This is a genomic window from Mesorhizobium sp. LjNodule214, from assembly GCF_964252735.1.
In the GTDB taxonomy this organism is placed as follows: domain Bacteria; phylum Pseudomonadota; class Alphaproteobacteria; order Rhizobiales; family Rhizobiaceae; genus Mesorhizobium.
Map to the genome: position 1 here is coordinate 334495 of NZ_CAXUPE020000002.1, position 26233 is coordinate 360727.

At 61.4% G+C, this 26233-nt stretch carries 25 protein-coding genes; 19 read left to right on the forward strand and 6 right to left on the reverse strand.

From position 1 onward, the window contains the following. Positions 1-33 precede the first annotated feature (33 nt). Together ACSQ3Z_RS15535 and mmsB are read left to right on the forward strand one after the other, a co-directional pair. Complete coding sequence (locus ACSQ3Z_RS15535) at positions 34-1200, forward strand: isobutyryl-CoA dehydrogenase (protein WP_436172212.1); 1167 nt, start codon at positions 34-36, stop codon at positions 1198-1200. A gap of 20 nt (positions 1201-1220) precedes the next feature. After that, positions 1221-2105, forward strand: coding sequence for a 3-hydroxyisobutyrate dehydrogenase (gene mmsB / locus ACSQ3Z_RS15540; RefSeq protein ID WP_436172213.1), 885 nt, complete (start codon positions 1221-1223; stop codon positions 2103-2105). A gap of 320 nt (positions 2106-2425) precedes the next feature. On the opposite strand, the gene ACSQ3Z_RS15545 is transcribed toward mmsB, so the two are convergent. The 3 genes from ACSQ3Z_RS15545 to ACSQ3Z_RS15555 form a co-directional block, all read right to left on the reverse strand. Next, positions 2426-3805, reverse strand: coding sequence for an aspartate aminotransferase family protein (locus ACSQ3Z_RS15545; protein WP_436172214.1), 1380 nt, complete (start codon positions 3803-3805; stop codon positions 2426-2428). A gap of 53 nt (positions 3806-3858) precedes the next feature. Continuing rightward, positions 3859-3981 (reverse strand): capsid protein, encoded by a 123-nt coding sequence (locus ACSQ3Z_RS15550; protein ID WP_436172215.1) that lies wholly within the window; start codon positions 3979-3981, stop codon positions 3859-3861. Between the two features lie 84 nt (positions 3982-4065). Beyond that, positions 4066-6144: a prolyl oligopeptidase family serine peptidase gene (locus ACSQ3Z_RS15555; RefSeq protein WP_436172216.1), complete on the reverse strand. Its 2079-nt coding sequence runs from the start codon at positions 6142-6144 to the stop codon at positions 4066-4068. 136 nt (positions 6145-6280) lie between these two features. On the opposite strand from ACSQ3Z_RS15555, the gene ACSQ3Z_RS15560 reads away from it, so the two are divergent. Next, positions 6281-6817, forward strand: coding sequence for a hypothetical protein (locus ACSQ3Z_RS15560; protein WP_436172217.1), 537 nt, complete (start codon positions 6281-6283; stop codon positions 6815-6817). A gap of 26 nt (positions 6818-6843) precedes the next feature. Here the strand turns inward: ACSQ3Z_RS15560 and ACSQ3Z_RS15565 are convergent, their stop codons facing one another. Next, on the reverse strand, positions 6844-8004 hold the full coding sequence (locus ACSQ3Z_RS15565) for an MFS transporter (protein WP_436172218.1): 1161 nt from the start codon (positions 8002-8004) through the stop codon (positions 6844-6846). A gap of 75 nt (positions 8005-8079) precedes the next feature. Further along, complete coding sequence (locus ACSQ3Z_RS15570; RefSeq protein WP_436172219.1) at positions 8080-9255, reverse strand: MFS transporter; 1176 nt, start codon at positions 9253-9255, stop codon at positions 8080-8082. A gap of 243 nt (positions 9256-9498) precedes the next feature. Between ACSQ3Z_RS15570 and ACSQ3Z_RS15575 the strand changes: the two genes are divergently transcribed. The 3 genes from ACSQ3Z_RS15575 to ACSQ3Z_RS15585 all read left to right on the forward strand — a co-directional run bounded on the left by ACSQ3Z_RS15575 (position 9499) and on the right by ACSQ3Z_RS15585 (position 15107). Then, the gene (locus ACSQ3Z_RS15575) at positions 9499-11076 is read left to right on the forward strand and encodes a trimethylamine methyltransferase family protein (RefSeq protein WP_436172220.1); all 1578 of its coding nucleotides are present in this window, start codon (positions 9499-9501) and stop codon (positions 11074-11076) included. 95 nt (positions 11077-11171) lie between these two features. After that, the gene (locus tag ACSQ3Z_RS15580; protein ID WP_436172221.1) at positions 11172-13742 is read left to right on the forward strand and encodes a GcvT family protein; all 2571 of its coding nucleotides are present in this window, start codon (positions 11172-11174) and stop codon (positions 13740-13742) included. Positions 13743-13751: 9 nt separating this feature from the next. Then, on the forward strand, positions 13752-15107 hold the full coding sequence (locus tag ACSQ3Z_RS15585; RefSeq protein WP_436172222.1) for a M24 family metallopeptidase: 1356 nt from the start codon (positions 13752-13754) through the stop codon (positions 15105-15107). 2 nt (positions 15108-15109) lie between these two features. Here ACSQ3Z_RS15585 and ACSQ3Z_RS15590 read toward each other — a convergent pair whose 3' ends face one another. Next, positions 15110-15907, reverse strand: a complete 798-nt coding sequence (locus ACSQ3Z_RS15590; RefSeq protein WP_436172223.1) for a phosphate/phosphite/phosphonate ABC transporter substrate-binding protein — start codon at positions 15905-15907, stop codon at positions 15110-15112. 123 nt (positions 15908-16030) lie between these two features. Here ACSQ3Z_RS15590 and ACSQ3Z_RS15595 point away from each other — a divergent pair, with 123 nt between their 5' ends. The 13 genes from ACSQ3Z_RS15595 to ACSQ3Z_RS15655 all read left to right on the forward strand — a co-directional run bounded on the left by ACSQ3Z_RS15595 (position 16031) and on the right by ACSQ3Z_RS15655 (position 26230). Then, entirely contained in the window at positions 16031-17104 is a 1074-nt protein-coding gene (locus ACSQ3Z_RS15595) for a site-specific integrase (protein ID WP_436172224.1), read from the forward strand. A 340-nt stretch (positions 17105-17444) separates the two neighbouring features. Beyond that, positions 17445-17660 carry a hypothetical protein gene (locus ACSQ3Z_RS15600; RefSeq protein WP_436172225.1) on the forward strand — a complete coding sequence of 72 codons (216 nt, stop codon included), beginning with the start codon at positions 17445-17447 and terminating at the stop codon, positions 17658-17660. Positions 17661-17791: 131 nt separating this feature from the next. After that, positions 17792-18049, forward strand: coding sequence for a hypothetical protein (locus ACSQ3Z_RS15605; RefSeq protein ID WP_436172226.1), 258 nt, complete (start codon positions 17792-17794; stop codon positions 18047-18049). Next, positions 18036-19262, forward strand: a complete 1227-nt coding sequence (locus tag ACSQ3Z_RS15610) for a hypothetical protein (protein ID WP_436172227.1) — start codon at positions 18036-18038, stop codon at positions 19260-19262. The genes ACSQ3Z_RS15605 and ACSQ3Z_RS15610 overlap by 14 nt, the downstream gene beginning before the upstream one ends. Then, complete coding sequence (locus ACSQ3Z_RS15615; protein ID WP_436172228.1) at positions 19262-19543, forward strand: hypothetical protein; 282 nt, start codon at positions 19262-19264, stop codon at positions 19541-19543. The genes ACSQ3Z_RS15610 and ACSQ3Z_RS15615 overlap by 1 nt, the downstream gene beginning before the upstream one ends. Beyond that, positions 19540-20415 carry a hypothetical protein gene (locus ACSQ3Z_RS15620; protein ID WP_436172229.1) on the forward strand — a complete coding sequence of 292 codons (876 nt, stop codon included), beginning with the start codon at positions 19540-19542 and terminating at the stop codon, positions 20413-20415. Before ACSQ3Z_RS15615 ends, ACSQ3Z_RS15620 begins: the two co-directional genes overlap by 4 nt. A 151-nt stretch (positions 20416-20566) precedes the next feature. Next, the gene (locus ACSQ3Z_RS15625) at positions 20567-21007 is read left to right on the forward strand and encodes a hypothetical protein (RefSeq protein WP_436172230.1); all 441 of its coding nucleotides are present in this window, start codon (positions 20567-20569) and stop codon (positions 21005-21007) included. After that, the gene (locus tag ACSQ3Z_RS15630; RefSeq protein ID WP_436172231.1) at positions 20994-22208 is read left to right on the forward strand and encodes a phage portal protein; all 1215 of its coding nucleotides are present in this window, start codon (positions 20994-20996) and stop codon (positions 22206-22208) included. The genes ACSQ3Z_RS15625 and ACSQ3Z_RS15630 overlap by 14 nt, the downstream gene beginning before the upstream one ends. Then, positions 22208-22708 carry an HK97 family phage prohead protease gene (locus ACSQ3Z_RS15635; protein WP_436172232.1) on the forward strand — a complete coding sequence of 167 codons (501 nt, stop codon included), beginning with the start codon at positions 22208-22210 and terminating at the stop codon, positions 22706-22708. The genes ACSQ3Z_RS15630 and ACSQ3Z_RS15635 overlap by 1 nt, the downstream gene beginning before the upstream one ends. A gap of 13 nt (positions 22709-22721) precedes the next feature. Continuing rightward, the gene (locus ACSQ3Z_RS15640; protein WP_436172233.1) at positions 22722-23888 is read left to right on the forward strand and encodes a phage major capsid protein; all 1167 of its coding nucleotides are present in this window, start codon (positions 22722-22724) and stop codon (positions 23886-23888) included. A gap of 56 nt (positions 23889-23944) precedes the next feature. Continuing rightward, positions 23945-24331 (forward strand): hypothetical protein, encoded by a 387-nt coding sequence (locus tag ACSQ3Z_RS15645; RefSeq protein WP_436172234.1) that lies wholly within the window; start codon positions 23945-23947, stop codon positions 24329-24331. After that, on the forward strand, positions 24331-24594 hold the full coding sequence (locus ACSQ3Z_RS15650) for a hypothetical protein (protein ID WP_436172235.1): 264 nt from the start codon (positions 24331-24333) through the stop codon (positions 24592-24594). Before ACSQ3Z_RS15645 ends, ACSQ3Z_RS15650 begins: the two co-directional genes overlap by 1 nt. 1345 nt (positions 24595-25939) lie before the next feature. After that, the gene (locus ACSQ3Z_RS15655; protein WP_436172236.1) at positions 25940-26230 is read left to right on the forward strand and encodes a head-tail connector protein; all 291 of its coding nucleotides are present in this window, start codon (positions 25940-25942) and stop codon (positions 26228-26230) included. The last annotated feature ends 3 nt before the right edge of the window (positions 26231-26233 follow it).

Here is a 26233-nt window from a genome sequence, read left to right on the forward strand (position 1 = left end):
GACTGGCTGGCCAAGGACATAAGGGAGCACGCCATGGACGCCGCGGTCGATGCGAGCACCAGCCAGTTCGAACTCAACGAGGAGCAGCGTGCCATCCAGGAGATGGCGCAAGCCTTCGCCGCCGACCGCGTCGCACCCAACGCGCTCGATTGGGACAGGGCGAAACATTTCCCCGCCGATGTGATCCGCGAGACCGGCCCGCTCGGCCTTGGCGGCATCTATGTCCGCGACGATGTCGGCGGCTCGGCGCTCGGGCGGCTCGACGCCGTGCTGATCTTCGAGGCGCTGTCACGCGCCGATCCGGCCTTTTCATCCTTTATCTCGATCCACAACATGGTGGCCTCGATGATCGACCGCTTCGGCAACGAGGAGCAGCGACAGCGCTTTTTGCCGAAGCTGACGTCTATGGAATGGCTGGCAAGCTACTGCCTGACCGAGCCTGGTTCCGGTTCGGATGCCGCGGCGCTGAAGACGCGCGCGGTCAAGAATGGCGGCGACTATGTGCTGAACGGCGCCAAGCAGTTCATCTCCGGCGCCGGCGACAGCGACCTCTATGTCGTCATGGCGCGCACCGGCGCCGATGGACCGAAGGGCATTTCCACCTTCGTCGTGCTGAAGGATGCGCCAGGCCTTTCCTTCGGCGCCAACGAGCACAAGATGGGCTGGCACATGCAGTCGACCCGCCAGGTCATCTTCGAGGACTGCAAGGTGCCGGCTGAGAACCTGCTTTCGGGCGAAGGCGCCGGTTTCGGCATCGCCATGGCCGGCCTCGATGGCGGCCGGTTGAACATCGCCGCCTGCTCGCTGGGCGGCGCGCAATCGGCGCTCGACAAGGCGCTGGCCTACACGGCGGAGCGCAAAGCCTTCGGTTCGAAGATCAACCAGTTCCAGGCGCTGCAGTTCAAGCTCGCCGACATGGAGACCGAACTGCAGGCGGCCAGGATGTTCCTCTACACTGCCGCCTCGAAACTCGACCGCAAGGCGCCGGACGCCGGCAAATGGTCGGCGATGGCCAAGCGCTTCGTCACCGACACCGGTTTCAATGTCGCCAATGACGCCCTGCAACTGCATGGCGGCTACGGCTACCTCCACGACTATGGCGTCGAGAAGCTGGTGCGAGACCTGCGCGTCCACCAGATCCTCGAAGGCACCAACGAGATCATGCGGGTCATCATCGCCCGCGCGCTGATCGGCCGCTGAGCAGAACCGGAGACATTTCGATGACCGCCATCGCCTTCATCGGCCTCGGCAACATGGGCAATCCGATGGCCGCCAATCTGGTCAAGGCGGGGCATACCGTGCACGGCTTCGACCTGATGCCGGAGAACCTGACCATCGCCAGGGAGCATGGCGTCGTCATCATGGCCAATGCGGTTGCCGCGGTGAAGGAGGCCGATGCGGTCATCACCATGCTGCCGGCCGGCAAGCATGTGCTGTCGGTCTATGAGGATATCGCGCCCAAGGCCAAGAAAGGCGCGCTGTTCATCGATTCTTCGACCATCGACGTCGAGTCGGCGCGCAAGGCTCATGCCATCGCCAGCAAGCATGGGCTGGCGTCGATCGACGCGCCGGTCTCCGGCGGCACCGGCGGCGCCACGGCCGGCACGCTGACATTCATGGCAGGCGGCTCGGACGACGCATTCGCGGCGGCCGAGCCGGTCCTCAAGCCGATGGCCGGCCGCATCGTTCATTGCGGCGGCGACGGCGCCGGACAGGCGGCCAAGATCTGCAACAACATGATCCTCGGCATCTCGATGGTCGGTGTCGCGGAGGCCTTCGTGCTTGCGGAAAAACTCGGGCTTTCGCACCAGGCGCTGTTCGACGTCGCCTCGACCTCGTCGGGCCAATGCTGGTCGCTGACCAGCTACTGCCCGGTGCCCGGCCCGGTGCCGGCGTCGCCTGCCAACCGCGATTACAAGCCCGGCTTTGCCGCCGCACTCATGCTGAAGGACCTGAAGCTGTCACAGGAGGCCGCCCAAGGCGCCGGCGCGGTGACGCCGCTCGGCGCCGAGGCGACGCAGCTCTACGCGCTGTTCAATGCGCAAGGGAATGCCGGCGCCGATTTTTCCGGCATCATAAATTTCCTGCGCGGCAATTCTAATTAAGTTTCGAATTTCACAGCGCTTTTTTCGCTTTTTCCGACGGAAGGAGCGCAAATTTAGATTTGCTTAAGTTCTCGATAACCGGCCGGTAACGATGTGCCTATAAAACGGACAGCGAGGCGGACATATCGCATCCGCCCGGCGCTCCGGATCAGGTCTCGCGTACCGGAGCCCGTAAGTTTCGCAAGTGTTCGTGTAGCGAAACGCCATGCGTATCTGGCAAAGCCGCGTTCCCGGTGGGGCGCGGTTTTTGCGTTTGGCAACACTGCTTCGCGAGCCAGAACATCTGGCGCCCCCACCGAAGGCGCCAGACGATTGTTCGCTTACCGCTTGCGCAAATCCGCTTCCGCCAGATCGAGCGCCTTGGCGATGCGTTCGCAGGCCATGTCGACGGTCTCGCGCGTCCAGATCAGCGGCGGCGACAGGATCATCGTATCGCCGGTGGCGCGCAGCATCATGCCTTGGGCGATGGCGTGGTCGCGCACGACCACCGCGGCACTGCCCGCCGGCAGGAAGCGTTCCTTGCTCGCCTTGTCCTTGACGATCTCGATCGCACCCATCAGCCCGATCGAACGCACCTCGCCGACCAGATGGTGCCCGGCGATGCGCTCCTGCAAGGCCTGCGCGAAGTAAGGCCCGGTGTCGTTCCTGACGCGGTCGACCAAGCCTTCGCGCTCCATGATCTCGATGTTCTTCAGCGCCACGGCGCAGGCCACGGGGTGCCCGGAATAGGTATAGCCGTGATAGAACTCGCCGCCCTTCTCGACCAGCGTCGCGGCGATGCGCTCACCGACCAGCAGCGCCGACAGCGGCTGGTAGCCTGAGGTCAGCGCCTTGGCCGTGGTGATGGTGTCGGGCTCGATGTCAAAGGTCTGTGCCGCGAACCACTCGCCGGTGCGGCCATAGGCGGTGATGACCTCGTCCAGCATCAAGAGCACATCGTATTTGCGGCAGATGCGCTGGACTTCCGGCCAGTAGCTCATCGGCGGGATTTTTACCCCGCCCGCGCCCATCACCGGCTCGCCGATGAAGGCGGCAACCTTGTCGGCGCCGGCTTCTAGGATGGCGTCCTCGACCGCCTTGGCGGCGCGCAGACCGAAATCATGGTCGCTCTCGCCGGGCAGCGCCAGCTCATAGGCATAGGGCATCATCACATGCACGATGTTGGGCACCGCGCCGCCGAGCTGCTTGTGCATCGGCTCCATGCCGCCGAGCGAGGTGCCGGCGATGGTCGAGCCGTGATAGCCCATCTTGCGCGAGATGATGCGGTTCTTCTCCGGCTTGCCTTCCAGCGCCCAGTAGTGGCGCACGAGCCGCAGCGCCGTGTCGTTGGCCTCCGAGCCGGAGGAACCGTAGAACACCTGGCTGACGCCCTTGGGTGCCAGCTCGGCGAGTTTTTTGGACAAGAGCACCGGCGTCGGCGTCGAGCATTTGAAGAAGGAGTTGTAGTAGGGCAGCTCCTTCATCTGGGCGTAGGCCGCTTCGGCCAGTTCGTCGCGGCCGTAGCCAACATTGACGCACCATAGCCCGGCCATGCCGTCGAGGATTTCGGTCCCGTCGGCGTCGTAAATGAACGGCCCGTTGGCATGGGTGATGATGCGCGAGCCGGCCTCGCGCAGTTCCTTGTGGTCGGTGAACGGATGCAGATGATGCGCGGCGTCGATCTGCTGAAGCTGCTTCAGCGAATAGTTCTGATAGGTCATGGATTTGGTCTTTCCTCTTGAATCAATCCGGCAAGCTGCCGGGGGCGGATTCGTCAGAGGAGAGCCGGAGGCGAATAGCCGATGCGGGCGCACAGGCGCAGAAGCTCGGCACGCAGCGTGCGCGGTGACGGCGTCACCGCCACCCCGAATGCGCTGGATGTCTTCATCAGAGCCATGGCGGCACCTTAAGCCGCCTGAGGCCTTGTGTTCAAGCCGTGCCAAGTCTTTCGAAGGAGCATCGGATCATCCGAAAACCGATTTCACTTTTCGGTCCGATGCTCCAGTGCCCTTTGCAGAAACACGTAGCGCATCGCTGCCTGCGCCGCCTGCGGCCGGCGGTCGCCGCGCCCGCCATGCCCGCCCTCGGTCTCCTCGAAGAACAGCGCTTTCGCATGGCCGGCGGCCTGCAGCCGCGCCGTCATCTTGCGGGCATGGCCGGGATGGACGCGGTCGTCAGCGGTCGAGGTGGTCAAGAGCACAGGCGGATAGGCGGCGTCGGCCTTGACATGCTGATAGGGCGAATAGGCGCCAAGCCAGGCCGCCTCTTCCGGCTTCGTGGGATCGCCATATTCGGCCATCCACGAAGCGCCGGGCGGCAATTCGGTGTAGCGCAACATGTCGAGCAGCGGCACGTCGATGATGACGGCGCCGAACAGCTCCGGGCGCTGCGTCAGCGAGACGCCGGTCAGCAGGCCGCCATTCGAGCCGCCCTGGATGCCGAGCGAAGCCGCGGTGGCGACCCCGCGCCCGACGACGTCCTGTGCCACTGCGGCGAAATCGTCGAAGGCGTTCTGACGGTTGCCCTTGAGCGCCGCCTGGTGCCAGGCCGGGCCGAACTCGCCACCGCCACGGATGTTGGCCTGCACATAGGCATTGCCCTTCTCCAGCCACAGCCTGCCGCGCACGCCGGCATAGCCGGGCAGCAGCGGCACTTCGAACCCGCCATAGCCGTAGAGCAGCGTCGGCACCGGCCCTTTCTGGTCGCGCCGCCGGACGACGAAATACGGGATCATGGTACCGTCCTTCGAGCGCGCCTCGAACTGCTCGGAGACATAGGGCGATGCATCGAAACGCGCCGGCTGCGACTTCACCGTCGCCAGCGTCTCGCCATCGTTGTCCGACCAGACGATCGAGCTCGGGGTCAGGAAATCGGTGAAGGAAAAGGACACGCTGTCGCCGAAATGCTCGGCATGGCTGATGCCGACATTGCCGTTTTCCGGCAGAGCGACGGGCTTGAGCGACCAACCGCTGCCCACGCGGTCGCAGGCAATGACCTTGCCGCGCACATTGTCCATCAGGTTGATGAACAGTCGCGCCTCTGTGCGCGCGAGCCCGGCGATCGAGACCCGGTGCGCTGGCTCGAGCACGGTTTCGACAGGCCCCAGCGCGCCGGTTTCGATCCAGCGCTCGAAATCCACCGAATAGAGAGCGTCGGGCAGGCAGCGCGTGCCGTCCGGCGCGGTCCACGGGCTGCGCACGCCGAAGATGAGCTGCCCCTTGAAGATCGCCGTGTCGGTGACGTCGTCCGGCAGCGGGATGCGCCTGTTCTCGCCTGAAGGCAGGCGCAGGAAGCTGTGCGAGGAGAAGAAGTCGATGGTGCGGGCAAGGAACAGGTGCCGCCTGTCGCCGTCGATCTCGAGCCCGCCGCCGGCCGCGAGATCCTGCTTCTCAGCCTCGAAGATCGGCGTCGCGTCCTGCAGTTTCGTGCCGCGCCGCCAGAGCTTGACCACGCGCGGATAGCCGGACTGGGTCTTGTCCTCCTCCTCGAAGGCGGCCGAGACGATCACCGTATCCTTGTCCAGCCAGGAAAAACCCGATTTGGAGGCCGGCGCGCGAAAGCCGTCCTCGACGAAGGATTTCGCCGCGATGTCGAACTCGCGCATCTCGCTGGCATCGCCGCCATCCGGCGACATCGAGACTAGGCAGAGATTGAACTCGGGATAGAGGCGGCTCGCCCCGCTGAACACCCATTTGACGCCCTCCTTGGCCGAGAGCACGTCGAAGTCGATGATCGTTTCCCATTCGGGCTTGTCAGTCTTGTAGGAGGCGACCGTCGTGCGGCGCCAGAGGCCCAGCACATTGGTCTTGTCTTGCCAGAAATTGTAGACATGGCCATTGAGCGCGGCGCCGACGGCGATGTTGTCCTCGGCCGTCATCAGGTCGAGCGCGGTTTCGAACGCGGCCTGGTAGGACGGATCGCCCTGCAATTCGCCGATCGTGACCTCATTCTGGCGATGCACCCAGTCGAGCGCCTCTTTGCCGTTCCGGTCCTCCAGCCAGAGGAAGGGGTCTTGGGTCTCAACTGAACCTGGCCGGTTCTGTGCGATCGACTTGGTCATGGGGTCTCCGAAAAATTCGTCACGCTCGGTGCCACAAACATCGGCATGACGCTACCGACATTCAATTGGAACACGTAAATACGAATGGTCGAAGATCGCCATGGTAAGGGTCTCTGCATGGACTGCGAGGAACCTCATGCAACGTCTGTACATTGCAACTGAGAAGTTTGATCCATCCCACGGCACGGGATGGGGCAAGTACATAGAGTGGTCGGGCCTCACCCAATTGACAGAGGTCGTCTCTCTCGACGGTATGCTCTGTCCGACGGCACTTGCGGAGATAAAGGATAGCTACTGGCCTCACATCGTGAACGAAGACTTTATGCTGAATTTCTTCGTGGATCTGGAGTTCCTGCTTTCGGAATTGACCGATACGAGCAACCTCAACATCCTTGGCGTGATCCGAAGGCCTTCGGCAGACGTGTGCTCACTCGGTTGGGACGGGTTCACCTTCATGGGCTTTGATCTGCTCGACAAGAATGTCGACATCAGCGCGTTGACCAATTGCGGCGGCTTCCCCGACGTCTTCGCAAATGAAGAGCTGTCCTGTGTTGGGCTGATAGACGACTTTAATCGCGCCGTGGAGATTCAAGGTTTGTTGTACAAAACACACCCCGAGGAACGGCACGCCGACTGTGACCTCTGGGCAATCTTCAGAAGGCAGGCCTACTAGGAGCTGCTGCGGGAATCCCTGCTGCCTTACACAACACGCCGTCGAATGACGGTTGCCGCCGTCAGTGCCGCGCAGATGACACCGAGCGTGACCGGCAGGCCGGACGCGCCGATCACATCCATGACGCCGCCGGTGAGCGGCGGCACGAGGATGCCGCCGACGCCCCACATCAGCGAGAAGGCGGCGTTGCCGGCAACCAGTGCCGAGCCAGTGAAACGTTCGCCGAGTTCGATGATCGACATCGTGTAGATGCCGTAGGAAACCGCGCCCCAAATGAAGACGCACGGCCAGATCAGCGGCGTCTCGATGAGCAGCGGCAGCAGCGCGCAGCCGAGCACGGTCAGCGACACGCAGATGAAACGCACGAGCCGTGCCGTCAGCCGCTCCGCCAGCAAGCCCAGCGGCACCTGCATGGCGATGTTGCCGGCAATCATCATCGACAGCAGCGCAGACATGCGCGCTTCCGCAATGCCGTAATGGGTCCCATAGACCGGCAGCAGCGCCAGCACGCCCTGTTCAAAGCCTGCGGCCACGACCACCGCCGACAGCAGCAGCCATGCCAGGGGTATGAATCCCATGACCGAAACCCGGCGCCCGGCCTCATCGACTTTAGGCAACCGAGGCAGCACCAGCGCCAGGCAGCCGCCGCAAAAGACGAAGGCGGCAATTCCTACCAGAAACGGCGGCCAGCCCTCGGTGCCGACGGCAAGCAGGCAGAGCGGACCGGCGGCGAAGCCGGCCGAAATGATCGTCGAATAGACGCCCATGACGCGACCGCGCCGTGATGGCGGCGCCAGTGCGATCACCCAGATTTCGCTCAGCACATAGAGCGGGTTGGTGACCACGCCGATCAGGAAGCGCAGTGGAAACCACAGATAGATATTCTGCGTCCAACCGATCAGCGCCAGCACGATTGCCGACAGTGCAGCGCAGGTCAGTGCGGTCCGCCCTGCCCCGAACCGCCGCGCCAGCGCCGGGATCAGCGGTGACGACAGGATGAAGCCGACCGGCGTCATCGCCGCCGAAAGCCCGATCATGGCCGGCGAGATGCCCTGGCGCTGTAGGATGAAGCTGAGCAGCGGATAGGAAAGCCCTTGCGCGATGGCGAACACCGAAACGGTCGCGATCACGCCGGTGATCGCTGCCCATTGCATCGGTTCGTCTCGGCTTGCTTCCGCCAGATCCATGGCGGCAGCCTTAGCGGGTTGCCTCGACGGCCGTTAGTCCCGCCGGCGAAAACCGCTTGCTCCAGCCAACGCCTGTCAGGAGCTTTTGCGCCTGGCCGAGCGGTAGAGCGCGAACGCCACCAGCAGCGCATCGAGCCCGGCGATCACCACAGGCAGGCCGAGCGGGCCGATCGCCTGCATCAGCGCGCCTGCGCCGGGCGGGCCGACAATGCCGCCGGCGCCCCACATCAGCGCGAAGGCGGCGTTGCCGGCGACAAGTGCTGTTCCCCTGAACCGGCCGCCGAGCTCGACCAGGGCCATCGTATAGACGCCGTAGCCGACAGCGCCCATCACCACCAGCACCGGCCAGACCAGCGGCGTCGTGATCAGCACCGGCAGCGAGAGCGCGCAAGCCGCCGTCGCCAGCGCGCAAAAGACGATCATCGCTCGGCCACCGAAGCGTTCGGCCATCAGTCCAAGCGGGATCTGCAGCAGGATGTTGCCAGCCGACAGCGCCGTCACCAGCGCCGCCAGTCTCGCCTCTGGTAGATCATAGCCAGCGCCGAAGACCGGGATCAAAGCATAGGTGCTTTGCTGCACCGCCGCCGAAACCAGCACCGCCAGCAGCAGCGCCGGCGCCAGCCTGGCAAAGCCGACAAGTCCGCCGGAAGCCTGGCCGTCTTCCTCGAAACCGGTCAGCTTCGACGACACAGCGCGCAGGATCAGCGCGCAAAGCGCAAAGCCTGCCATCGCAGCGATGAACGGAGGCCATCCAGAGGCGCCGACGGTGATCAGGATCAGCGGCCCCGCCGCATAGCCGGCGCCCATCAGCGCATTGAACACCCCCATCACCCTCCCGCGGCGCGACGGCGGCGCCAGCGACAGCGCCCAGACCTCGCCAAGCACATAGAGCGGGTTGATGACCACGCCGACGAGAAAGCGGAGGACGAACCAGGCGACCCAGTCCTGCAGGTAGCCGATCGCCAGGAAGCACAGCGCCCCGGCCAGCGAGCAGCCGACGGCGAGATTGCGCGCGCCGAAGCGTCGCACGGCAGCCGGCACGAACGACGCTGAGAGAATCAGGCCAACCGGCATCATCGCGGCGGAAAGACCGATCAGCGCCGGCGACATGCCTTGCCGCTGCATCAAGAGCGTGAACAGCGGATAGCTCAACCCTTGCGCGGCGCCGAACATGGCGAGCGCCGCGGTGACGCCGGCAAGGGCTGACCATTGCGTCGCCGCCTCGCCATCGCTCGAATCGGTCGCGACCATTGTCCATCCGTGTGAAAACGCCCACCCTGCGGTCGGCATGCTATCCGGCTAGCGGTTCGATCCGGGAAAAGGAAGGCCGCACCGGCAAATCCGCTGCGCCAAGTCATCCGGGCGGCGCGGGTACCAGCAATCTGCCCTCTTCCGGCATGTCGCTTCCCTCGCCCTAGTGGTCGCCGCCTCCGTACCGGCAGCTTTGCCGCCGGTCCATTATGCCGCCCACTTTCGCATTCCATGAGGCCTATCATGACCGCCGCCCTTCACCCCGCCGAACCGGCATTGGCAACCGACCGCGCCCGTCGCGGCGGCCGCGCGGGAAAGCGCGCTGGCGGATCGGCGGCGTTCGAGCAGCCGCCTTACCGCCAGCTCAAAAACCCGCTGACGCCGACCAAGCTGGTGTCCGACGACGAGTTGGAATCGATCCACCTCGCCTCCTTGCGGGTGCTCAGGGAGATCGGCGTCGACGTGCTGCACGACGAAGCCCGGCGCATCATGAAGGCGCATGGCGCCGATGTGCGCGAAGGCAGCGAGCGGGTGCGCTTCGACAGCGATATGATCCTCGACCTGGTTTCGCACTGCCCGCCGGAATTCACCATCCACGCCCGCAACCCGGCGCACAATGTGCGCTTCGGCGGCAACAATTTGATCATCTCGATGATGGCATCGGCGCCCAATTGCTCCGACCTCGATCGCGGCCGCCGGCCGGGCAACCAGGCGGACTACCGCAACTTCCTGCGGCTTACGCAGATGCACAACATCCTGAACTGCACCGGCGGCTACCCGGTCGAGCCCATCGACATCCACCCGTCGGTCCGCCACCTCGAATGCGTCCGCGACCTCAGCCTGCTCACCGACAAGGTGTTCCACATCTATTCGCTCGGCAAGGAGCGCAATGTCGACGGCATCGAGATTGCCAGGATCGCCCGCGGCGTCAGCCACGAGCAGTTGCTCGAAGAGCCCTCCGTCTTCACCATCATCAACACCAATTCGCCGCTCAAGCTCGACGTGCCGATGATGGAAGGCATCATCCAGATGTCGAGCAAGGGCCAGGTCGTCATCGTCACGCCGTTCACGCTCTCCGGCGCGATGGCCCCGGTGACCATCGCCGGCGCGCTGGTGCAGCAGAACGCCGAGGCATTGTCCGGCATCGCCTTCGCGCAGATGGTGAGGAAGGGCGCGCCTGTCGGCTATGGCGGTTTCACCTCCAATGTCGACATGAAGTCCGGCGCGCCGGCCTTCGGCACGCCCGAATACATGAAGGCCCAGTTGGTCGGCGGCCAGCTTGCCCGCCGCTACAACATCCCCTACCGCACCTCCAACACCTGCGCCGCCAACACGGTCGACGCGCAGGCCGCCTATGAAAGCGTGTTCTCGCTGTGGGGCGCCATCCAGGGCGGCGGCAATCTGATGATGCATGCGGCAGGCTGGCTCGAAGGCGGCCTGCGTTGCTCCTACGAAAAAACCATCCTCGACATCGACCTGTTGCAGATGGTGGCCGAATTTCTGACCCCTCTTGACCTGTCCGAGGAGGCCCTTGGCTTCGACGCCATCCAGTCGGTCGGCCCGGGCGGCCATTTCTTCGGCACCCAGCATACGCAGGACCGTTACAAGACCGCCTTCTATTCGCCGATCCTTTCCGACTGGCGCAATTTCGAAACCTGGGCGGAAGCCGGGTCGCCGACGGCGATCGAGAAGGCAAACAAGGTCTGGAAGGAGCGGCTGGCTTCCTATGAGGAGCCTTACATCGACCCGGCGATCCGCGAGGAACTCAACGACTTCGTCGACAAGCGCCGCGCCGAAGGCGGCGCGCCGACCGATTTCTGACCGACAAGCAGCGGCGCATTGACTTCCGTGTCGAGGCGCGGGCTCATCGCTGACCAATCATCTGATTCAGTTTACGCAAAGACGGATCTATCTTCATGAAATCTCATGTAAAAGCGGTAGTCATCGGCGGCGGTGTCGTCGGCTGCTCGGTGCTCTACCACCTGGCCAAGGCCGGCTGGACCGACATCATGCTGATCGAGCGCTCGGAGCTGACGTCCGGCTCGTCCTGGCACGCGGCGGGCGGCTTCCACACGCTGAACGGCGACCCCAACGTCGCCAAGCTGCAGGCCTATACGGTGCAGCTCTACAAGGAGATCGAGGAGATCTCCGGCCAGTCCTGCTCGCTGCACCTGACCGGCGGCGTGATGATGGCCGATACGCCCGAGCGCATGGATTTCCTGCGGCTGGCCCACGCCAAGGGCCGCTATCTCGGCATGGACACCGAACTGATCACGCCGTCCGAAGCCAAGGCGATGTTCCCGCTGATGGACGAGACCAATTTCGTTGGCGCCATGTGGGATCCGGTCGAAGGCCATCTCGACCCCTCCGGCACCACCATCGCCTATTCCAAGGCGGCGAAGAAGCTCGGCGCCGAGATCGTGCTGCGCAATCGCGTCGTCGAACTGACGCAGGAGGTCGACGGCACCTGGAACGTCGTCACCGAGCAAGGCACGGTGAAGGCCGAGCATGTCGTCAACTGCGGCGGACTGTGGGCACGCGAGATCGGCCGCATGGTCGGCGTCGAACTGCCGGTGCTGGCCATGGAGCACATGTATCTGCTCACCGAGCCGATGCCGGAGGTCGAGGAATTCAACAAGTCGACCGGTCGCGAGATGATCGGCGTGCTCGATTTCAAAGGCGAGATCTACACCCGCCAGGAGCGCAACGGCATCCTGCTCGGCACCTACGAAAAAGCTTGCAAGCCGTGGTCGCCGGTCAACACGCCGTGGGATTTCGGCCATGAGCTGCTGCAGCCCGACATCGACCGCATCGCGCCGTCGCTGGAGATCGGCTTCAAGCATTTCCCCGGCATCGAGAAGGCCGGCATCAAGCAGATCATCAACGGCCCCTTCACCTTCGCGCTCGACGGCAACCCGCTGGTCGGCCCGGTGCAGGGCCTGACCAATTTCTGGTGCGCCTGCGCCGTCATGGCCGGCTTCAGCCAGGGCGGCGGCGTCGGCCTCGCGCTGTCGAACTGGATGGTGCATGGCGATCCGGGCTTCGATGTCTGGGGCATGGACGTTGCGCGCTTCGGCGAATGGGCGAGCCTGCGCTACACCAACGCCAAGGTGCGCGAAAACTATTCGCGCCGTTTCTCGATCCGTTTCCCCAACGAGGAGCTGCCTGCCGCTCGGCCCGCCCAGACGACGCCGCTCTACGACACCATGCTCGCCAACAACGCGGTGATGGGCGACAGCTGGGGTCTGGAAACCCCGCTCTGGTTCGCGCCGAAGGGAAAGGAGCCGAAGGATATTGTCTCCTTCCACCGCTCGAACGACTTCGGCCCGATCGGCGAGGAAGTGCGCGCCACCCGTGAAAGGGTCGGCGTCACCGAGATCGCCAACTTCGCCAAATACGAAGTGTCGGGACCAGTGGCCGAGGATTTCCTCAACCGGTTGATGACCAATCGCATGCCGAAGACCGGCCGCATCGTGCTGACGCCGATGGTCAACGAATTCGGCAAGCTGATCGGCGACTTCACCATCGCCAAGGCGGGCGAAGATCGTTTCATGATCTGGGGCTCGTCGGCCGCGCAGAAATACCACATGCGCTGGTTCGAGAAGCATTTGCCGAAGGATGGTTCCGTCCGCATCCACCGCTTCGACCAGTCGCTGGTCGGCCTGTCGATCGCCGGGCCGAAATCCCGCGACTTGCTGCAGAATCTGGTCGATGTCGACATCTCGACCAAGGCCTTCCGCTTCATGGATTTCCGCGAAATGGCGGTCGGCGGCGCGCCCTGCATGGTCAACCGCATCACCTACACCGGCGACCTCGGCTACGAGATCTGGATGGCGCCGGCCTACCAGCGCCTGGTCTACAAGGCCATCAAAGACGCCGGCGAGGAATTCGGTCTGGTAGATTTCGGCATGCGCGCTTTGCTCTCGATGCGCCTTGAGAAGAACTTCCCGACCTGGTTCCGCGAACTGCGCCCGATCTACGGACCGTTCGAGGGTTCGATGGACCGCTTCATCAAGCTGGAGAAGAACGACTTCATCGGTCGCGAGGCATCGGCGAAGGAGCACGCCGAAGGGCCGAAACTGCGCCGCGTCTCCTTCATCGTCGATGCGGCCGACGCCGACGTGATGGGCGACGAGCCGATCTGGGCCAAGGTCAGCAAGGACTATGGCACGGTGGAAAAGCCGCATGGCTACGGCGCGCCGCGCTTCGACACGACAGGCAAGGAAGTGCGCGGCTCGAAGGCCGCTGAAGGCGCTTCCGCCGTGCGCGGCATCGTCGATGGCGACTGGCGCGTGGTCGGCTGGGTCACTTCGGGCGGCTATGCGCACTATGTGCAGAAGTCGATGGCGCAAGGCTATGTGCCGGCAGCCCTTGCCGAGGATGAAAGTGCCGGCCTGTTCGAGATCGAGATCCTTGGCCATCGCCGTCCGGCCCGTATTAATGTCGAAGCGCCTTTCGATCCGAGCGGCGAGAAGATGCGGACCTGAGGTTCGACCATGGACAGCGCGGTGCCAAAGGGCAGCTTTGGCCGTCATCGCAAGATCATGCCGTTCGAACCCGGCTCGATCGAGGCGCTGCGCGAGGGCTCGCGCCAGAAGGCGGCTTCGCTCAACCAGCATGTTCTTGGCTACGGTGCGACTGCCGAAGGCGAGTGGGCAGCAGCAGGCATTGCCGCGCCCGACTTGGCTGCGATGCGCAAATACCGGCTCGAGCGCGTCCGCGCCGAGCTGAAGCGCCGCGGCTATGCCGGAGCCCTGCTCTATGACCCCATCAACATCCGCTACGCCACCGACTCGACCAACATGCAGCTCTGGGTCGCACACAACCCGACCCGCCACTGCTTCGTCGCCACCGAAGGCCCGGTGGTTCTGTTCGACTATTTTTCCTGCGAGCACCTGTCCGACCATTCCGGCGTCGTCGACGAGGTACGGCCGGCCGTGTCGTGGATGTATCTCTACAGCGGTGAACTGACCGAACTAAAAGTGCGCCGCTGGGCCGCCGGCATCGCCGATCTGGTCAGGGAACATGGCGGCGGCAACAGCCGCATCGCTGTCGACCACATCAATCCCGAAGGCGTCGAGGAACTCGCCCGCCTCGGCGTGACGATCGGCAATGGCGAGGCCGTGATGGAGAATGCGCGGCTGATCAAATCGCCGGACGAGATTCTCGCCATGCGCCGGGCGATCATCGCTTGCGAAGCGGCGATGGGCGAAATGGAACAGGCGCTGAAGCCGGGCATTTCCGAGAACGAACTTTGGGCCGAACTGCACCGCGGCAACATCGCGCGCGGCGGCGAATGGATCGAGACCCGGCTGCTGTCATCCGGTCCGCGAACCAATCCCTGGTTCCAGGAAAGCTCGTCGCGCATCATCGAGGCCGGCGACCTCGTTGCCTTCGACACCGACCTGATCGGCCCTTACGGTTTCTGCGCCGACCTGTCGCGCACCTGGCTCTGCGGCGACGGGAGACCGACGAACGAGCAGCGTGATCTTTACCGCATCGCCGCCGACCAGATCGCTCACAACACCGCGCTGATGCAGCCGGGCACGTCCTTCCGCGACCTCGTCGAACGCTCGGCGGTGCCGCCGGGCGATTGCTTCCCGACCCGCTACGGCGTGCTTTACCACGGCGTCGGTCTGGCCGATGAGTATCCAACGCTGCCGCACGCCAGCGACTGGACGGCGGATACGCCGGATGGCGTGCTCGAACCCGGTATGGTGCTGTGCGTCGAAAGCTATATCGGCCGGCTGGGCGGGCACGAGGGCGTCAAGATCGAGGAGCAGATCCTGATCACCGAGACCGGCAACGAGCAGCTTTCGACCTATCCGCTCGACGAGCGCCTGCTGGGCTGAGCCTATCCGAGACCCGCGACGGCTTCCCGCAAGGCGGCCACCGTCTTGTCCGGCGTCGTCCTGGCGGTGATGAACGGCAGGCCCTTGCGCCGGCCTGTCCAGCCGACGATCTTCACCTGCCGCGCCGCCGGCTCGAAGCGCTGCGCCAGCGCCCAACTCTCGCAGTCGATAGCCGCGACATCCGCCCTGCCTTCGGCGATGGCGACGATCGAGGACCGGTGGCCGCCGCTCGGGCTGCGCGACGCGAAGAGGTCGAGGCTTTCGCCCATAGCCTCCAGATCGCGCTTCAGTCCGAGGAAGCCGGACATGGAACCGGTGTCGTTGAAGGTGAAGCGCTTGCCGCGCAGGAGGTCGAGCGTGATCAGCGGAGCGCCGTCAACTGGCGACGAAACCGATGGCCCGCCATCCGCCCGCATCACCAGCGCGCTGGAATAGAGCTCGCCCTGCCCGCCCTCATAGGCATCGTAGCTCGGCTGGGCGACAACCTGGACATGCGCGGACAGGCCGAGGTCCATCGGTCCCCAGCAGGTCTGCCCGAAGAGCAGCGCCGGGTGCAGCCAGAGCCGGTGAAAGTCGAGTTCGTCCGGCGGCAGCGTCACCGGATCAGGCGCGATGATCTTGCCCTCGCCGTCGCGGATACCACCCGGCACTGGCGGCAGGTCGCCATTGACGCGGACAAGCGCTTCGGGCGCGTCGATGCCCTTTTTGCGGAAGGCGTCGCGCAGCAACGCCCATTGCGCGTCGACCTCGCCCCGCATTTCGGGCCAGTCATACATCGGCAAGGCCGCAATTGATTTCATTATCTTTTTCTTTCAAATCAATACGTTAGCGTGTCATGGCGTGTCATCAGTTTTCCGCCTATTGCAGCCATTTTCTTTTGTTGTACAACATGTCGTACCGAAACGGAGGCGTGTTGTACCGACATGGCGAGCATCATAGAGCGAAAGCGGAAGGACGGCACGCCGACCTTCCTGGCGCAAATTGTCATCAAGCGCGACGGCAAGACGCTGCATCGCGAAAACAAAACCTTCCCCAAGCGGCGTGAGGCTGCGGCATGGGGAGCATACCGCGAGGGCGAACTCTCCAAGCCTGGCGCCGTTGATGAAATCAAGAAGGAAGACCCGACCCTTGGCGAAGCCATTGGCCGGTACGAACGCGAAGCCAAGAGGCTCGGCCGCACAAAGGCAGCGGTCTTAAAGAGCCTAAAGGAATTCGACATCGCTTCCAAACGGTGCTCCGAGATACGCTCTGATCATATAGTGGCTCTGGCGCGCGAACTTGCAAAAACTCGACGCCCGTCGACGGTTGCGGGGTATCTCACGTTCCTATCCGGCGTGTTCAAGATTGCGCGGCCCGCGTGGGGCTATCCACTAGACGAAAAGGCAATGACGGACGCGACCACGGTAGCGTCTAAACTTGAGATGACTGGCCGCTCCAATCAGCGCGATCGGCGCCCGACCGTTGCTGAGATGAATCGCATTATGGATTTCTTCGCCGCCCGTACCGAGCGAAGCCTGCCTATGGAGCGAATTGCGGCATTCGCGTTGTACAGCGCGCGCCGCGAGGGAGAGATAGTCCGCATCCGGTGGGATGACTTAGACGAGGCGCACTCCCGTATCTTGGTTCGTGACACCAAGGATCCACGCGGATCTTCGGGGAACAACATCTGGACAGAGCTAACGCCAGAGGCTCTGGCGATCATCAAGGCCACGCCGAAGACAGGAGAACTGATCTTCCCGTACAAGGGCGACACCATAAACTTCGCATGGCGCAACGCCTGCAACATGCTCGGCATCGCGGACTTGAAGTTTCATGATTTGCGCCACGAAGGCGTGTCGCGACTATTCGAGCTTGGTCGTACGATACCGCAGGTGGCGTCGGTGTCTGGCCACCGCTCTTGGCAAAACCTGCAGCGCTACACTCACATCCGCGAGACCGGCGACAAGTGGGCGGGTTGGAAATGGCTGGAAATCATAGCAAAGCCGGAAAACGGCTGACCGGGATTGACATTCAAGGCGAAAACGCCTATAAATCGGACTGCGATTCACTGATCGCAAATTCCACCCTCCGCTAAATACATAACACTGATTCAAGGGGGCTGCAAGTGCTAATTTCCACAAAAGAAGCGGCGGCACATATCGGCAAATCGCCGAGTTGGCTGAACAAGTCCCGCATGGCGGGCTGCGGCCCAGTCTATATGAAGCTCGGAGGCGCCGTGCGCTACGCCCTCCCCGACTTGGAAAACTGGCTTTCCGCGCAGCGGCGGACGGCTGTTTACGACCACGCGAACGACAATGTTAGGGCGATGGGAGTGGCAGCATGAGAGGGTTCGGTGGGATGCTTGAAGAACTCAAGATGAACCGCACGAGCCTTATGGACTCCATGGTTCGAGGAAGTGGCTGGACCGACGACCATCTTCGCCAGCTTGCCGAAATACAGGGCGCAATCGCCGCTGTAGAGGCTGTTATCGAGGAAGGCCCGCTGCGGGACGAATACCAGCCTGGCACGAAGTCGAAGGTTGAATTCGGCGAAGACGGCTGGCCGAAGACATAGCCACCTACCCCGCGCCTCGGCCCAGCGTCGACCGAAACCCATCCGGCAAGCGCCGGGGCGCGGGACTTCCATTTCAGAACAAGACCGCGGCAAGCGGCATTTTTGCTAAAAACCCCACAGGAAACACCACCTTGAAAGTCATTTCCATAAGACCTGCACCCAATGGTGCGGGCAGCGCAGTCGCGCAGGTCGATATTCAATTCAATGACGACATCAAATTCTTCGGCCTTCGCGTCTCGAGACGCGCTGGTGGCGGCTTTTCAGTGTTCGCCCCGAACGGCCAGGGCGGCGCAGGACGCGTCGTGACGTTCTCCCCGACTTTGGTGAAAGAGATTTCCAGCGCCGCTCTTGCCGCGTTGCAGGGGCCGTTGCTCAATGAAGTACACTGAGATCGGCCCGTCATATTGGACGAAAGACGTTGACGACCCGCATGGCCTTCTGGCGAAAAGCAAGCTTTCCGTCTTGATGCAATACGACAAAGAGGCATCGCGCCGAGACCGTATCCTTTGGGATTTTCACCTCGGCTGGTCTGACAAAAGGTATGGCCACACTTCACTGGCGGGCGTTCGAACCATCCATATGGTCCTGGCCGACCGTAGCCCGAACGGAAAGTCCCCGCTCTCACAACGCCACATTAACGAAGGCAATCGCGCCCTGTGCAAGCGCGGATATATCACCGAAATCGACAAAGGCGCTGGCCGCAACGCGTCGCGATTCAGTATCAATTGGGATTTGCTGACCGAAGCCAGCGAGGGCCGTTTCCCGCCTAGCGTATCCCTAGAGGTAAACGCTAACGATGAAAACTCTAGCGTATCCCCCGTGGGAAACGCGAGCGTATCCCTAGAGGTAAACGCTAAAGGCTCTTGCGTATCCCATAAGGTAGACGAAGACCTGTCTACTTCTACCCGGCTTAAGACCGGGTTAGAAGTAGACAGTAAAGATGTATCCGCAGCCCCGCGTTTGGCTGGCCTTTCGGCCGCCACGGCGGCAGCGGGTTTCGAAGATGTGTGGAAGGCATACGGCAAGCACGGGAACAAGACTGCCTCTCGGGAAGCCTATGCTCTTATTGCTCCAGACGAGACTTTTGCCAACCACATCGCAGCCCGCGCTGCGTCATGGGCGGCCAGCGCAAAGCCAGGCAAGGGTCGAATGCCTCTTGAAAAATGGCTTGCTGCAGAGAAGTACGACGAGGCCGACCGCAAGTTGGCGGAAAAGCCGACTAAGCCCGCAAAACCAAAGGCGAAAGAAGTCGAGGCCGACAACGACAATGAGGTGGTAGACGAAGTCACCCCGCCACCATCGAAACGCGACCAGGAATACATCATCGAAAAGGCGCATATCGAGCCGGACCGGTTCGGCGAAATCCTGAAGTTGATGATGCGCGGCGTGGAAGATGGCTTGTGCCGTCCTCGCCAAATCTGTGTGAAACACCGCAGACCGGAAATGCAGGAAGCGGGTATGGCCGAATTTGTCAGCCTGGCCAATGCGTGCGGGATCTTCATCGGAAAGGGTCTCGATGCGGACGATTTTGTTGGTCGCCGAATCCTGATCACCGCCGACAATCAAGTGCGCGAACCCAAAGACTTGGCGGAGGCCGCGTGATGGAACCCGAACAGTTCGAGGAGATCATGCGCAGCGTCTTATCCGAGAAGATGGCGGAGGACGAAACGGGCTTAGTCAATGGTCCGCGGTTCTTTCTTCCAATCAAGGCCTTCAGGGCGAAGGACTCCGATGGTCGTGAGCTTGAAGTCGTTGGGGTGACGGCAACCGAAGACGACAACGAGAACCTGAGTTTCGTCGTCCTTGTCGAACTCGATGCCGGCGGCGAAATCTACCCGATTATTGAAAGCAGCGTGTGGCGGATCAAGGGAAAAGCAGAATGAACCAGACCAACCGATATCGTGGAACTCTTCCGCTATTGAACTGGCTTAGGAAAAATGACGTGGATTCTGTCCAGGCCGTCGCGCGCGCGCTTGTGGACATGAAACCATCCGTCGACGCAACCGCAGATGAACTCGATCGCGAAATGCGTCCGACCGTCGGCGAGTTATTGCGGGCGGCTAGCGATGCTTTCCGTGTCTATGTGCGTGGTGGCGTGCGGCATGTCGGAAAGGGTTATCGACGCCTAGCAGGCAAGACCTATCGAGACGATGAATGGCAGTTTTTGGGCGACCTCACCTTCTACAGAGGCGCACTCAAAGAATGGGGGCAGACCAAGGCGGGAAAGAAGCTTAAGCCGAAGGACGACGTGAGAGGCAACGGCAAGAACAAGCGCAATGCCGCTGGCTATTTGAAGGTCCGTCCAACAACGCCACTTCCTGGCGCCGCGATCGGACTGGAACGCGTGGCATGCCTGCCTGCTGGTGCAGGTGGCAACGGCACGTTTTATGATCCGCTTCCCGGTGTCGAAGAGGCTCGCAAAGAGTTAGCCCGACTTATGGACGACGCGCCACCAGTCATGAAATGCCCGACGATCACGGCGAAGGGTGCTTATTTCTTCGGCGGCATCTCGCGTCCGAAACAGGGGACCAACGCAGGCACCGTAGGCGTTTGGGATGCGCCAGAGAAGCCCAAGGGCGAGGCTGGTGAGGTGTTGGACGAAGTGGCTGCAGGCGGTTCGTTGAAGTCCCTTGGCGTGCGGCTGGGATACGGCCCTCAGTACGCTGACCAGGCCGGGAAGCGAGCATTGCTTGATACCGCCAAGATGCTTGTTGCGATGAACGACAACAACGGAAAGAAAAATATCGCTGCATGATGTGCCAAATCGTGGCGCGTTGTAGCGTATATGTATGAGAATATTGTCAGCGTGACGCTGGTGTCTGGCCGTGCTTGTCCGCGTGACGCGATGACGGGCGCGGCTCTTCTATTTGCCCAAATCACAATCTTATCATCGTAAGGAGGCCACTATGGCCGATTGGACCGCGCGCGACTTTACGGTCGCCGAGGCCGCTGCCATGGCCGGCTTGCGGCGTGGCACGTTGGATGCGTGGGTGCACCGCATCCGTGACGCAGAAGTTCTCTTTAGCGAGCGGCGCGGCGATAGGCGTTGGTTTAGCCCACAAGACATCTGCATTTTGCGCGTCGGCTACGAGCTGGAGCGCGCTGGCCGCAACTGGCTGACGGCGATAGCTCAAGCGTTCGAACACCTCCAGACGCCACCCGCGACGGATGCCGTTTTGGTGGTCGACGTCATCTCTGTTTCGTCGGCATCGGGCCGCATCATTTCCGACCGCGATGTAGAACGCTTGGCGGTAGACAAATCAAAAATACTCATACCGATCGGCACAATTTCAGCCGACATCATCGCGCGTTGCGCAGAACTGGAGTCTGCCGATGTGGCCGTTTGACCGTAAGCAAAAGGATGTTCCACACGGGAACGTCATCAGCGAAACCAAATCACTAGCCGAACCCGACGCGGAATTGCTCGCCATCTTGGGCGCCACCGTCACGGGCACAGCCGCAGTATCCGCCAGCGTAGCCCTTACGGTGCCAGGCGTTCGCAATGCCGTCTCTGTAATTGCCGAAAGCGCCGCAACCATGTGCCTGATAGTCAAGCGCAAGGTTGGCGATGAGGAGACGGACGCTGCCGATTTCCCGGCACTAAAGCTTCTGACCGGCCAGGCAAATAGTTGGACGTCTGGTTATGAGCTGATCCGTGATCTAGTCAGCCAGGCGCTAACGCAGGACCGCGGCGGGTTAGCTTGGGTCAACCGTCCAAGCGGCCAGCCAACGGAGATTATCCGCTACGAGTCGTCCGTCATCGACGTTCAGTATGACCCGGTGACCGGCGAGCCGACGTACCGGTTGAGCGGCAAGGTGGTTCCTGCGTCGGACGTAATTCACGTCCGCGGCGCATTCTCAAAGTGCCCGTTGACACAGTGCTCCGAAGCCATAGGCGTCGCGAAGGCCATGGAGGCGTACGCGGCCAAGCTGTGGACTGCCGGTTGCAAACCCTCCGGGGTCATCACCATGCCACAAGGCGTGAAGCTGGGCGACACCGCCTTGGCCAAGATGAAGGCCGGCTGGCAGGCAGCACATTCAGGTTCTGCCAACGCAGCCTCTACTGCGATTCTTTGGGACGGCGCGACTTGGGAGCAAATGACTCTCAATAGCACAGACGCACAATACCTTGAGAATAGGCAGTACCAGCTCGCCGAAATAGCCAGGGCATTTTCGATTCCCCAACACATGATCGGCAAGCTTGACCGCGCTACGTGGTCGACATCCGAGCAGGCTGCGAAGGAATATCTGACCTTCACCTTGCTGCCATGGCTTCGCGTTCTGGAGTCGGCGTTCAACCGTGCGCTGCTTACCGACGAGGAGCGCGGCGAGTATCGCTTCTGCTTCGATCTTGACGACTTCACGCAGGCTGACATCACGGCTCGAGCCACGGCTATCAGCACGCTCATTACCGCCAAAGTTCTCAACAGCAACGAGGCGCGCGACTGGCTTGGTATGCCGCCTCGTGACGGCGGCGACGTCTACGAAAATCCGAACACAGGCACCAAGCCAGCCAACGACAATCAACCTGTAAAGGCAGCCGCCTAATGGAGCGCCTATTCTTCGAAACTAAGTTTCTTGCCGGCGATGCTGGCGCAATCGAGGCGCTTGCGTGGCCGTTCGGCACGCCCGACCGAGTGGGCGACGTTATTGAAAAAGGCGCCTTTGCCGACGCTAAGATGCCGATGCCTATTCTATTCGGCCATGACCAGAACGACCCCTTGGGCGCCTGGACGGATGCGACCGAAGCCACTGACGGTTTGCGCCTTAAAGGCAGGCTGCTTGTGGGTGAGGTGCGCCGCGCAGACGAGGTGCGGGCACTCGTTAAAGCTGGTGCCGTCCGCGGCATAAGTATTGGGTTTGTGACCCGCAAGGCCATCGCTCGCAAGGGCGGCGGCCGAACCATTTCACAACTTGAATTGCTGGAGGCGAGTCTTGTGACTCTCGCCATGCATCCTGGCGCGAAGGTCACTTCCGCCAAATCCGCCGTGCGCGCGCTTGAAATTGCGGCGGCTATCAACAGGCTCGCTGCAGCGATCCGAACTTAGGAATATTCCAAATATGCGTAATGCAAAAACCGCCCTTGTTCTCAAGGGTGAAGACGACGCCGTTGACTCTATCGTCACCCAGGCGCTGGACGAGCTTAAGAAGTCCGTTGATGATCGGCTGAAGGCCGTCGAGACCAAGACGGCTGCGAACGACAACACTAAGCTTGTCGACCGGCTTGCCGCCGTTGAGACGAGGCTCAATCGCCCGGCTATCATCAAGGGCGACAATGACAACGAGCCGAGTGCCGAGCGCAAGGCGTTCAAGTCGTTCCTGAAATATGGTCCGGAACGCATGCCTGGCGAGGAAGCCAAGTCGCTTGTCGTTTCCGACGACACCCGCGGCGGCTACCTGGCACCGGCCGAATTCCAGGCCGAAGTGATCAAGAACATCGTGCAGTTTTCGCCAGTGCGTCAGGCCGCACGCGTGGGCAGCACTGCGTCACCATCGGTTATCTTGCCGAAGCGTACTGGGACGCCCACAGCGTCTTGGGTCGGCGAAACCGAAACGCGCAGTTCGACTGAAAGCGCTTATGGACAGATCGAAATCCCGGTCAATGAAGCGGCCTGCTACGTCGATGTTTCGCTGCAACTGCTGGAAGACGCAGCCGTCAATGTCGAGTCTGAAGTGGCCATGGATCTGGCCGAAGAGTTCGGGCGCCTCGAGGCTGTTGCGTTCGTCAATGGCGACGGCTTTAAGAAGCCCACCGGCTTTATGACGGACGCCGGCATTCCGTTTACCGTCTCTGGTTCGGCCGCCGTTATCAGCGACCCAGACGGCACCGCGGATGGCCTCATCAACCTGATGTATGCGCTCAAGCCCGCCTACCGGGCTAATGGCGTGTGGATGGCCAATGGCACCACGATCGCGGCGCTAAGGCGCCTGAAAGACTCTACGAAGCAATATATCTGGCAGCCCAGCATCCAGGCAGGTGAACCTGCAACATTGCTTGGCCGTCCGATCGTTGAGGCCCCAGATATGCCCGACATTGCGGCCGGTACGTTCCCGGTTATCTTCGGTGATTTCACGCGGTACCGCATCTATGACCGTGTTGCCATGTCAATCCTGCGAGATCCGTATAGCCAGGCAACTTCCGGCAAGGTTCGCTTCCATGCTCGCCGACGCGTTGGTGGCGCCAATACGCAGGCCGAAGCCTTCCGCAAGCTCAAGGTCTCGGCCTAAGCGATACAGGGCGGTCCTCTAGTGGCCGCCCACTCTCTTTTCACAAGGATTAAATCATGCGCGATCTCGCGAATAACATTGGCGCGGTTCAGTCTGTTGCGCCTGCCGTGCTTACTGCGACCAACACCTCTGCAGCTATCGATCTACTCGGCTTTAATAGCGCCGCTGTTATCATCAACACTGGTGCTATCGCTGGCAGCGGCAACTTCACGCCGAAGCTGCAGGAATCCGACACTACGACTTCGGGCGATTTCACGGACATTGCGGCCGCCGATCTGGTTGGCACGTTCCCTGCCGCTCTTGCGGCTGCCTCGGTCTACAAGGTCGGCTACATCGGTAATCGCCGGTATCTGCGGACCGTTCTGACTCTGAACAGCGGCACGTCGATTGCTGCCGGTGCGGTCGTCGTCAAGGGTAGAGCGGCAAGCAAGCCGGTGGCGTAATGGCAGCCGCGCAGATACTTTCGACCGCCGGCACTGCTGCGGATTCTGCCGACGTAACGGTTGCCGCAGGCACTCCGCTGACGGTTGGCCTTAAGGGCTACGATGCAAAAGCTCAGGTCTATATCTACCTGAAGGACGATGCGGCTGCTTACAACGTTGTTGGGCAGATTACCTCCTATGCCCCAAGTACTCTGATCTCAGCACCTGGCACCTATCGCTTCACCCGCGTCGCGGGCGGGGCATGCGGCGTGTTCTCGGCTTAAATTCAGGTGGGGGACATTGACGGCACTGCCATGCTTCTAGCGTGGCTTGCGGGCTTGCCGGATAACGTGTGAAGTAGCCTCCCGCCCACCACAAAGTTCAATGATCGGGTCAAGGCTATACAGTCCAGATACCAGCCGTCCTTATCTCCGCGGCTAAGGGTCAACTGCGGGTGGCATGCTTCGCGCTGCCATCCGCTTTCAAATAAAAAAGGAGGCGGCATTTGCGCCGACCTCCCCATATTCTAAATTTTCAAATGCTTATCGCTTTTTATTTCGGTCGTAAAATTCCTTTCCAATTTTGTAGAGTTCAATGGCGATTTTAATATATACGACTAAATTATCGTAGTCTAAATGCTCTAATATTGTATTTATTCCTTTTGTCTATGAGACACCTCCATTAATCTAAAAAATATCACGTCGATATCTCCACCGTAGGATAGTGAGAGACAGGATTGTCTCTATATTCTACAAGGTTATGTTACACCATTTTTACTTAAAAGTCAATGGCTTCGGAGATTAACCGGTGGCAAATCGCATCTGTGCTTGTGGCTACAGCATGCCTAAAGGCCAACCTTGCCCATGCCAACAACGCGACACCAAGCAACGCCAGGCAACCAACGACGCAGCCCGTGGCAGCGCCGCAGACCGTGGTTACACAGCCGAATGGACACGCGAAAGCAAAGCGTTCCTAGCCGCAATGGGCGCGCCACTATGCGCATGCGGATGCGGTAGGCCAGCTAACATGGTCGATCATATCAAGGCGCCGAAAGGCGACATGTCCTTGTTTTGGGACCGCACCAACTGGCAGCCTTACAATGGGCTATGCAACAGGCGGAAGAACATCAGGGCAGAAGGCGGGTTTGGGCGTTAGTCGCCGAGGTTACATGTTTTAGTCTGGCATTCTTTCAAGCCAGGTTGGCCATTTATACTTACACACTGCCAGCATTGCACGCTCTTAACTTTCCCTTGAGGACACGTGTAATTTTCGGTCCAGCGGCTCGCAACGGTGCAGCTTTGTGCAAATTGCTGTCCCTTCTTTTCACTCAGAGATGGAGACTGATTTCCAGAATCCTTCAAAGAAGCAAACGCAAGAGTTTCGGAAGCTGTCGCGATGGACAACTGTAAGCCAAAAGAGAAGACCACGAGCGAAAATATTACGGCACTGCGCAGCATGTCAGCCTCCACGACTAGAATTAGCCAGTACTAATGAGTGTAGCAACTTCCAACAGCTATACAAGCCGCCCAATCGGCAACTACCCCCACCGGGAAATCGACTTCTTCCCGCCATTCCCTGACCACGCGTGCCCAACAATTCGCAATAATCCGCAAATAGGAATTTGAACTGATGGCTATCGTCTCACTTGCCGACCAGAAAGCGCACATGCGCGTCGACTTCAATGACGACGATGCACTCATAGAGGATCAAATATACGCGGCCCAAGCTCATCTTGAGCAGCTACTCGGATATGAAATCGAGACCGAATTCGCGACTGTCCCATCTGACTTAACTGGGGCAGTCATGCAGTTGGCGGCTAGCTGGTACGAAAACCGCGAAGCCACCTCAGGCGACGTTCCCGGCGAACTTCCGCTCGGCATGTGGGACATCGTTCGCGAGCGCCGGAACTACACGTTTTGATGG

Excerpts from the sequence above, each read along its gene's own strand:
- ACSQ3Z_RS15535 (WP_436172212.1), top strand. The coding sequence starts at position 34 with ATGGACGCCGCGGTCGATGCGAGCACCAGCCAGTTCGAACTCAACGAG.
- mmsB (WP_436172213.1), top strand. The coding sequence starts at position 1,221 with ATGACCGCCATCGCCTTCATCGGCCTCGGCAACATGGGCAATCCGATG.
- ACSQ3Z_RS15545 (WP_436172214.1), bottom strand. The coding sequence starts at position 3,805 with ATGACCTATCAGAACTATTCGCTGAAGCAGCTTCAGCAGATCGACGCC.
- ACSQ3Z_RS15550 (WP_436172215.1), bottom strand. The coding sequence starts at position 3,981 with ATGGCTCTGATGAAGACATCCAGCGCATTCGGGGTGGCGGTGACGCCG.
- ACSQ3Z_RS15555 (WP_436172216.1), bottom strand. The coding sequence starts at position 6,144 with ATGACCAAGTCGATCGCACAGAACCGGCCAGGTTCAGTTGAGACCCAA.
- ACSQ3Z_RS15560 (WP_436172217.1), top strand. The coding sequence starts at position 6,281 with ATGCAACGTCTGTACATTGCAACTGAGAAGTTTGATCCATCCCACGGC.
- ACSQ3Z_RS15565 (WP_436172218.1), bottom strand. The coding sequence starts at position 8,004 with ATGGATCTGGCGGAAGCAAGCCGAGACGAACCGATGCAATGGGCAGCG.
- ACSQ3Z_RS15570 (WP_436172219.1), bottom strand. The coding sequence starts at position 9,255 with ATGGTCGCGACCGATTCGAGCGATGGCGAGGCGGCGACGCAATGGTCA.
- ACSQ3Z_RS15575 (WP_436172220.1), top strand. The coding sequence starts at position 9,499 with ATGACCGCCGCCCTTCACCCCGCCGAACCGGCATTGGCAACCGACCGC.
- ACSQ3Z_RS15580 (WP_436172221.1), top strand. The coding sequence starts at position 11,172 with ATGAAATCTCATGTAAAAGCGGTAGTCATCGGCGGCGGTGTCGTCGGC.
- ACSQ3Z_RS15585 (WP_436172222.1), top strand. The coding sequence starts at position 13,752 with ATGGACAGCGCGGTGCCAAAGGGCAGCTTTGGCCGTCATCGCAAGATC.
- ACSQ3Z_RS15590 (WP_436172223.1), bottom strand. The coding sequence starts at position 15,907 with ATGAAATCAATTGCGGCCTTGCCGATGTATGACTGGCCCGAAATGCGG.
- ACSQ3Z_RS15595 (WP_436172224.1), top strand. The coding sequence starts at position 16,031 with ATGGCGAGCATCATAGAGCGAAAGCGGAAGGACGGCACGCCGACCTTC.
- ACSQ3Z_RS15600 (WP_436172225.1), top strand. The coding sequence starts at position 17,445 with ATGCTTGAAGAACTCAAGATGAACCGCACGAGCCTTATGGACTCCATG.
- ACSQ3Z_RS15610 (WP_436172227.1), top strand. The coding sequence starts at position 18,036 with ATGAAGTACACTGAGATCGGCCCGTCATATTGGACGAAAGACGTTGAC.
- ACSQ3Z_RS15615 (WP_436172228.1), top strand. The coding sequence starts at position 19,262 with ATGGAACCCGAACAGTTCGAGGAGATCATGCGCAGCGTCTTATCCGAG.
- ACSQ3Z_RS15620 (WP_436172229.1), top strand. The coding sequence starts at position 19,540 with ATGAACCAGACCAACCGATATCGTGGAACTCTTCCGCTATTGAACTGG.
- ACSQ3Z_RS15625 (WP_436172230.1), top strand. The coding sequence starts at position 20,567 with ATGGCCGATTGGACCGCGCGCGACTTTACGGTCGCCGAGGCCGCTGCC.
- ACSQ3Z_RS15630 (WP_436172231.1), top strand. The coding sequence starts at position 20,994 with ATGTGGCCGTTTGACCGTAAGCAAAAGGATGTTCCACACGGGAACGTC.
- ACSQ3Z_RS15635 (WP_436172232.1), top strand. The coding sequence starts at position 22,208 with ATGGAGCGCCTATTCTTCGAAACTAAGTTTCTTGCCGGCGATGCTGGC.
- ACSQ3Z_RS15640 (WP_436172233.1), top strand. The coding sequence starts at position 22,722 with ATGCGTAATGCAAAAACCGCCCTTGTTCTCAAGGGTGAAGACGACGCC.
- ACSQ3Z_RS15645 (WP_436172234.1), top strand. The coding sequence starts at position 23,945 with ATGCGCGATCTCGCGAATAACATTGGCGCGGTTCAGTCTGTTGCGCCT.
- ACSQ3Z_RS15650 (WP_436172235.1), top strand. The coding sequence starts at position 24,331 with ATGGCAGCCGCGCAGATACTTTCGACCGCCGGCACTGCTGCGGATTCT.
- ACSQ3Z_RS15655 (WP_436172236.1), top strand. The coding sequence starts at position 25,940 with ATGGCTATCGTCTCACTTGCCGACCAGAAAGCGCACATGCGCGTCGAC.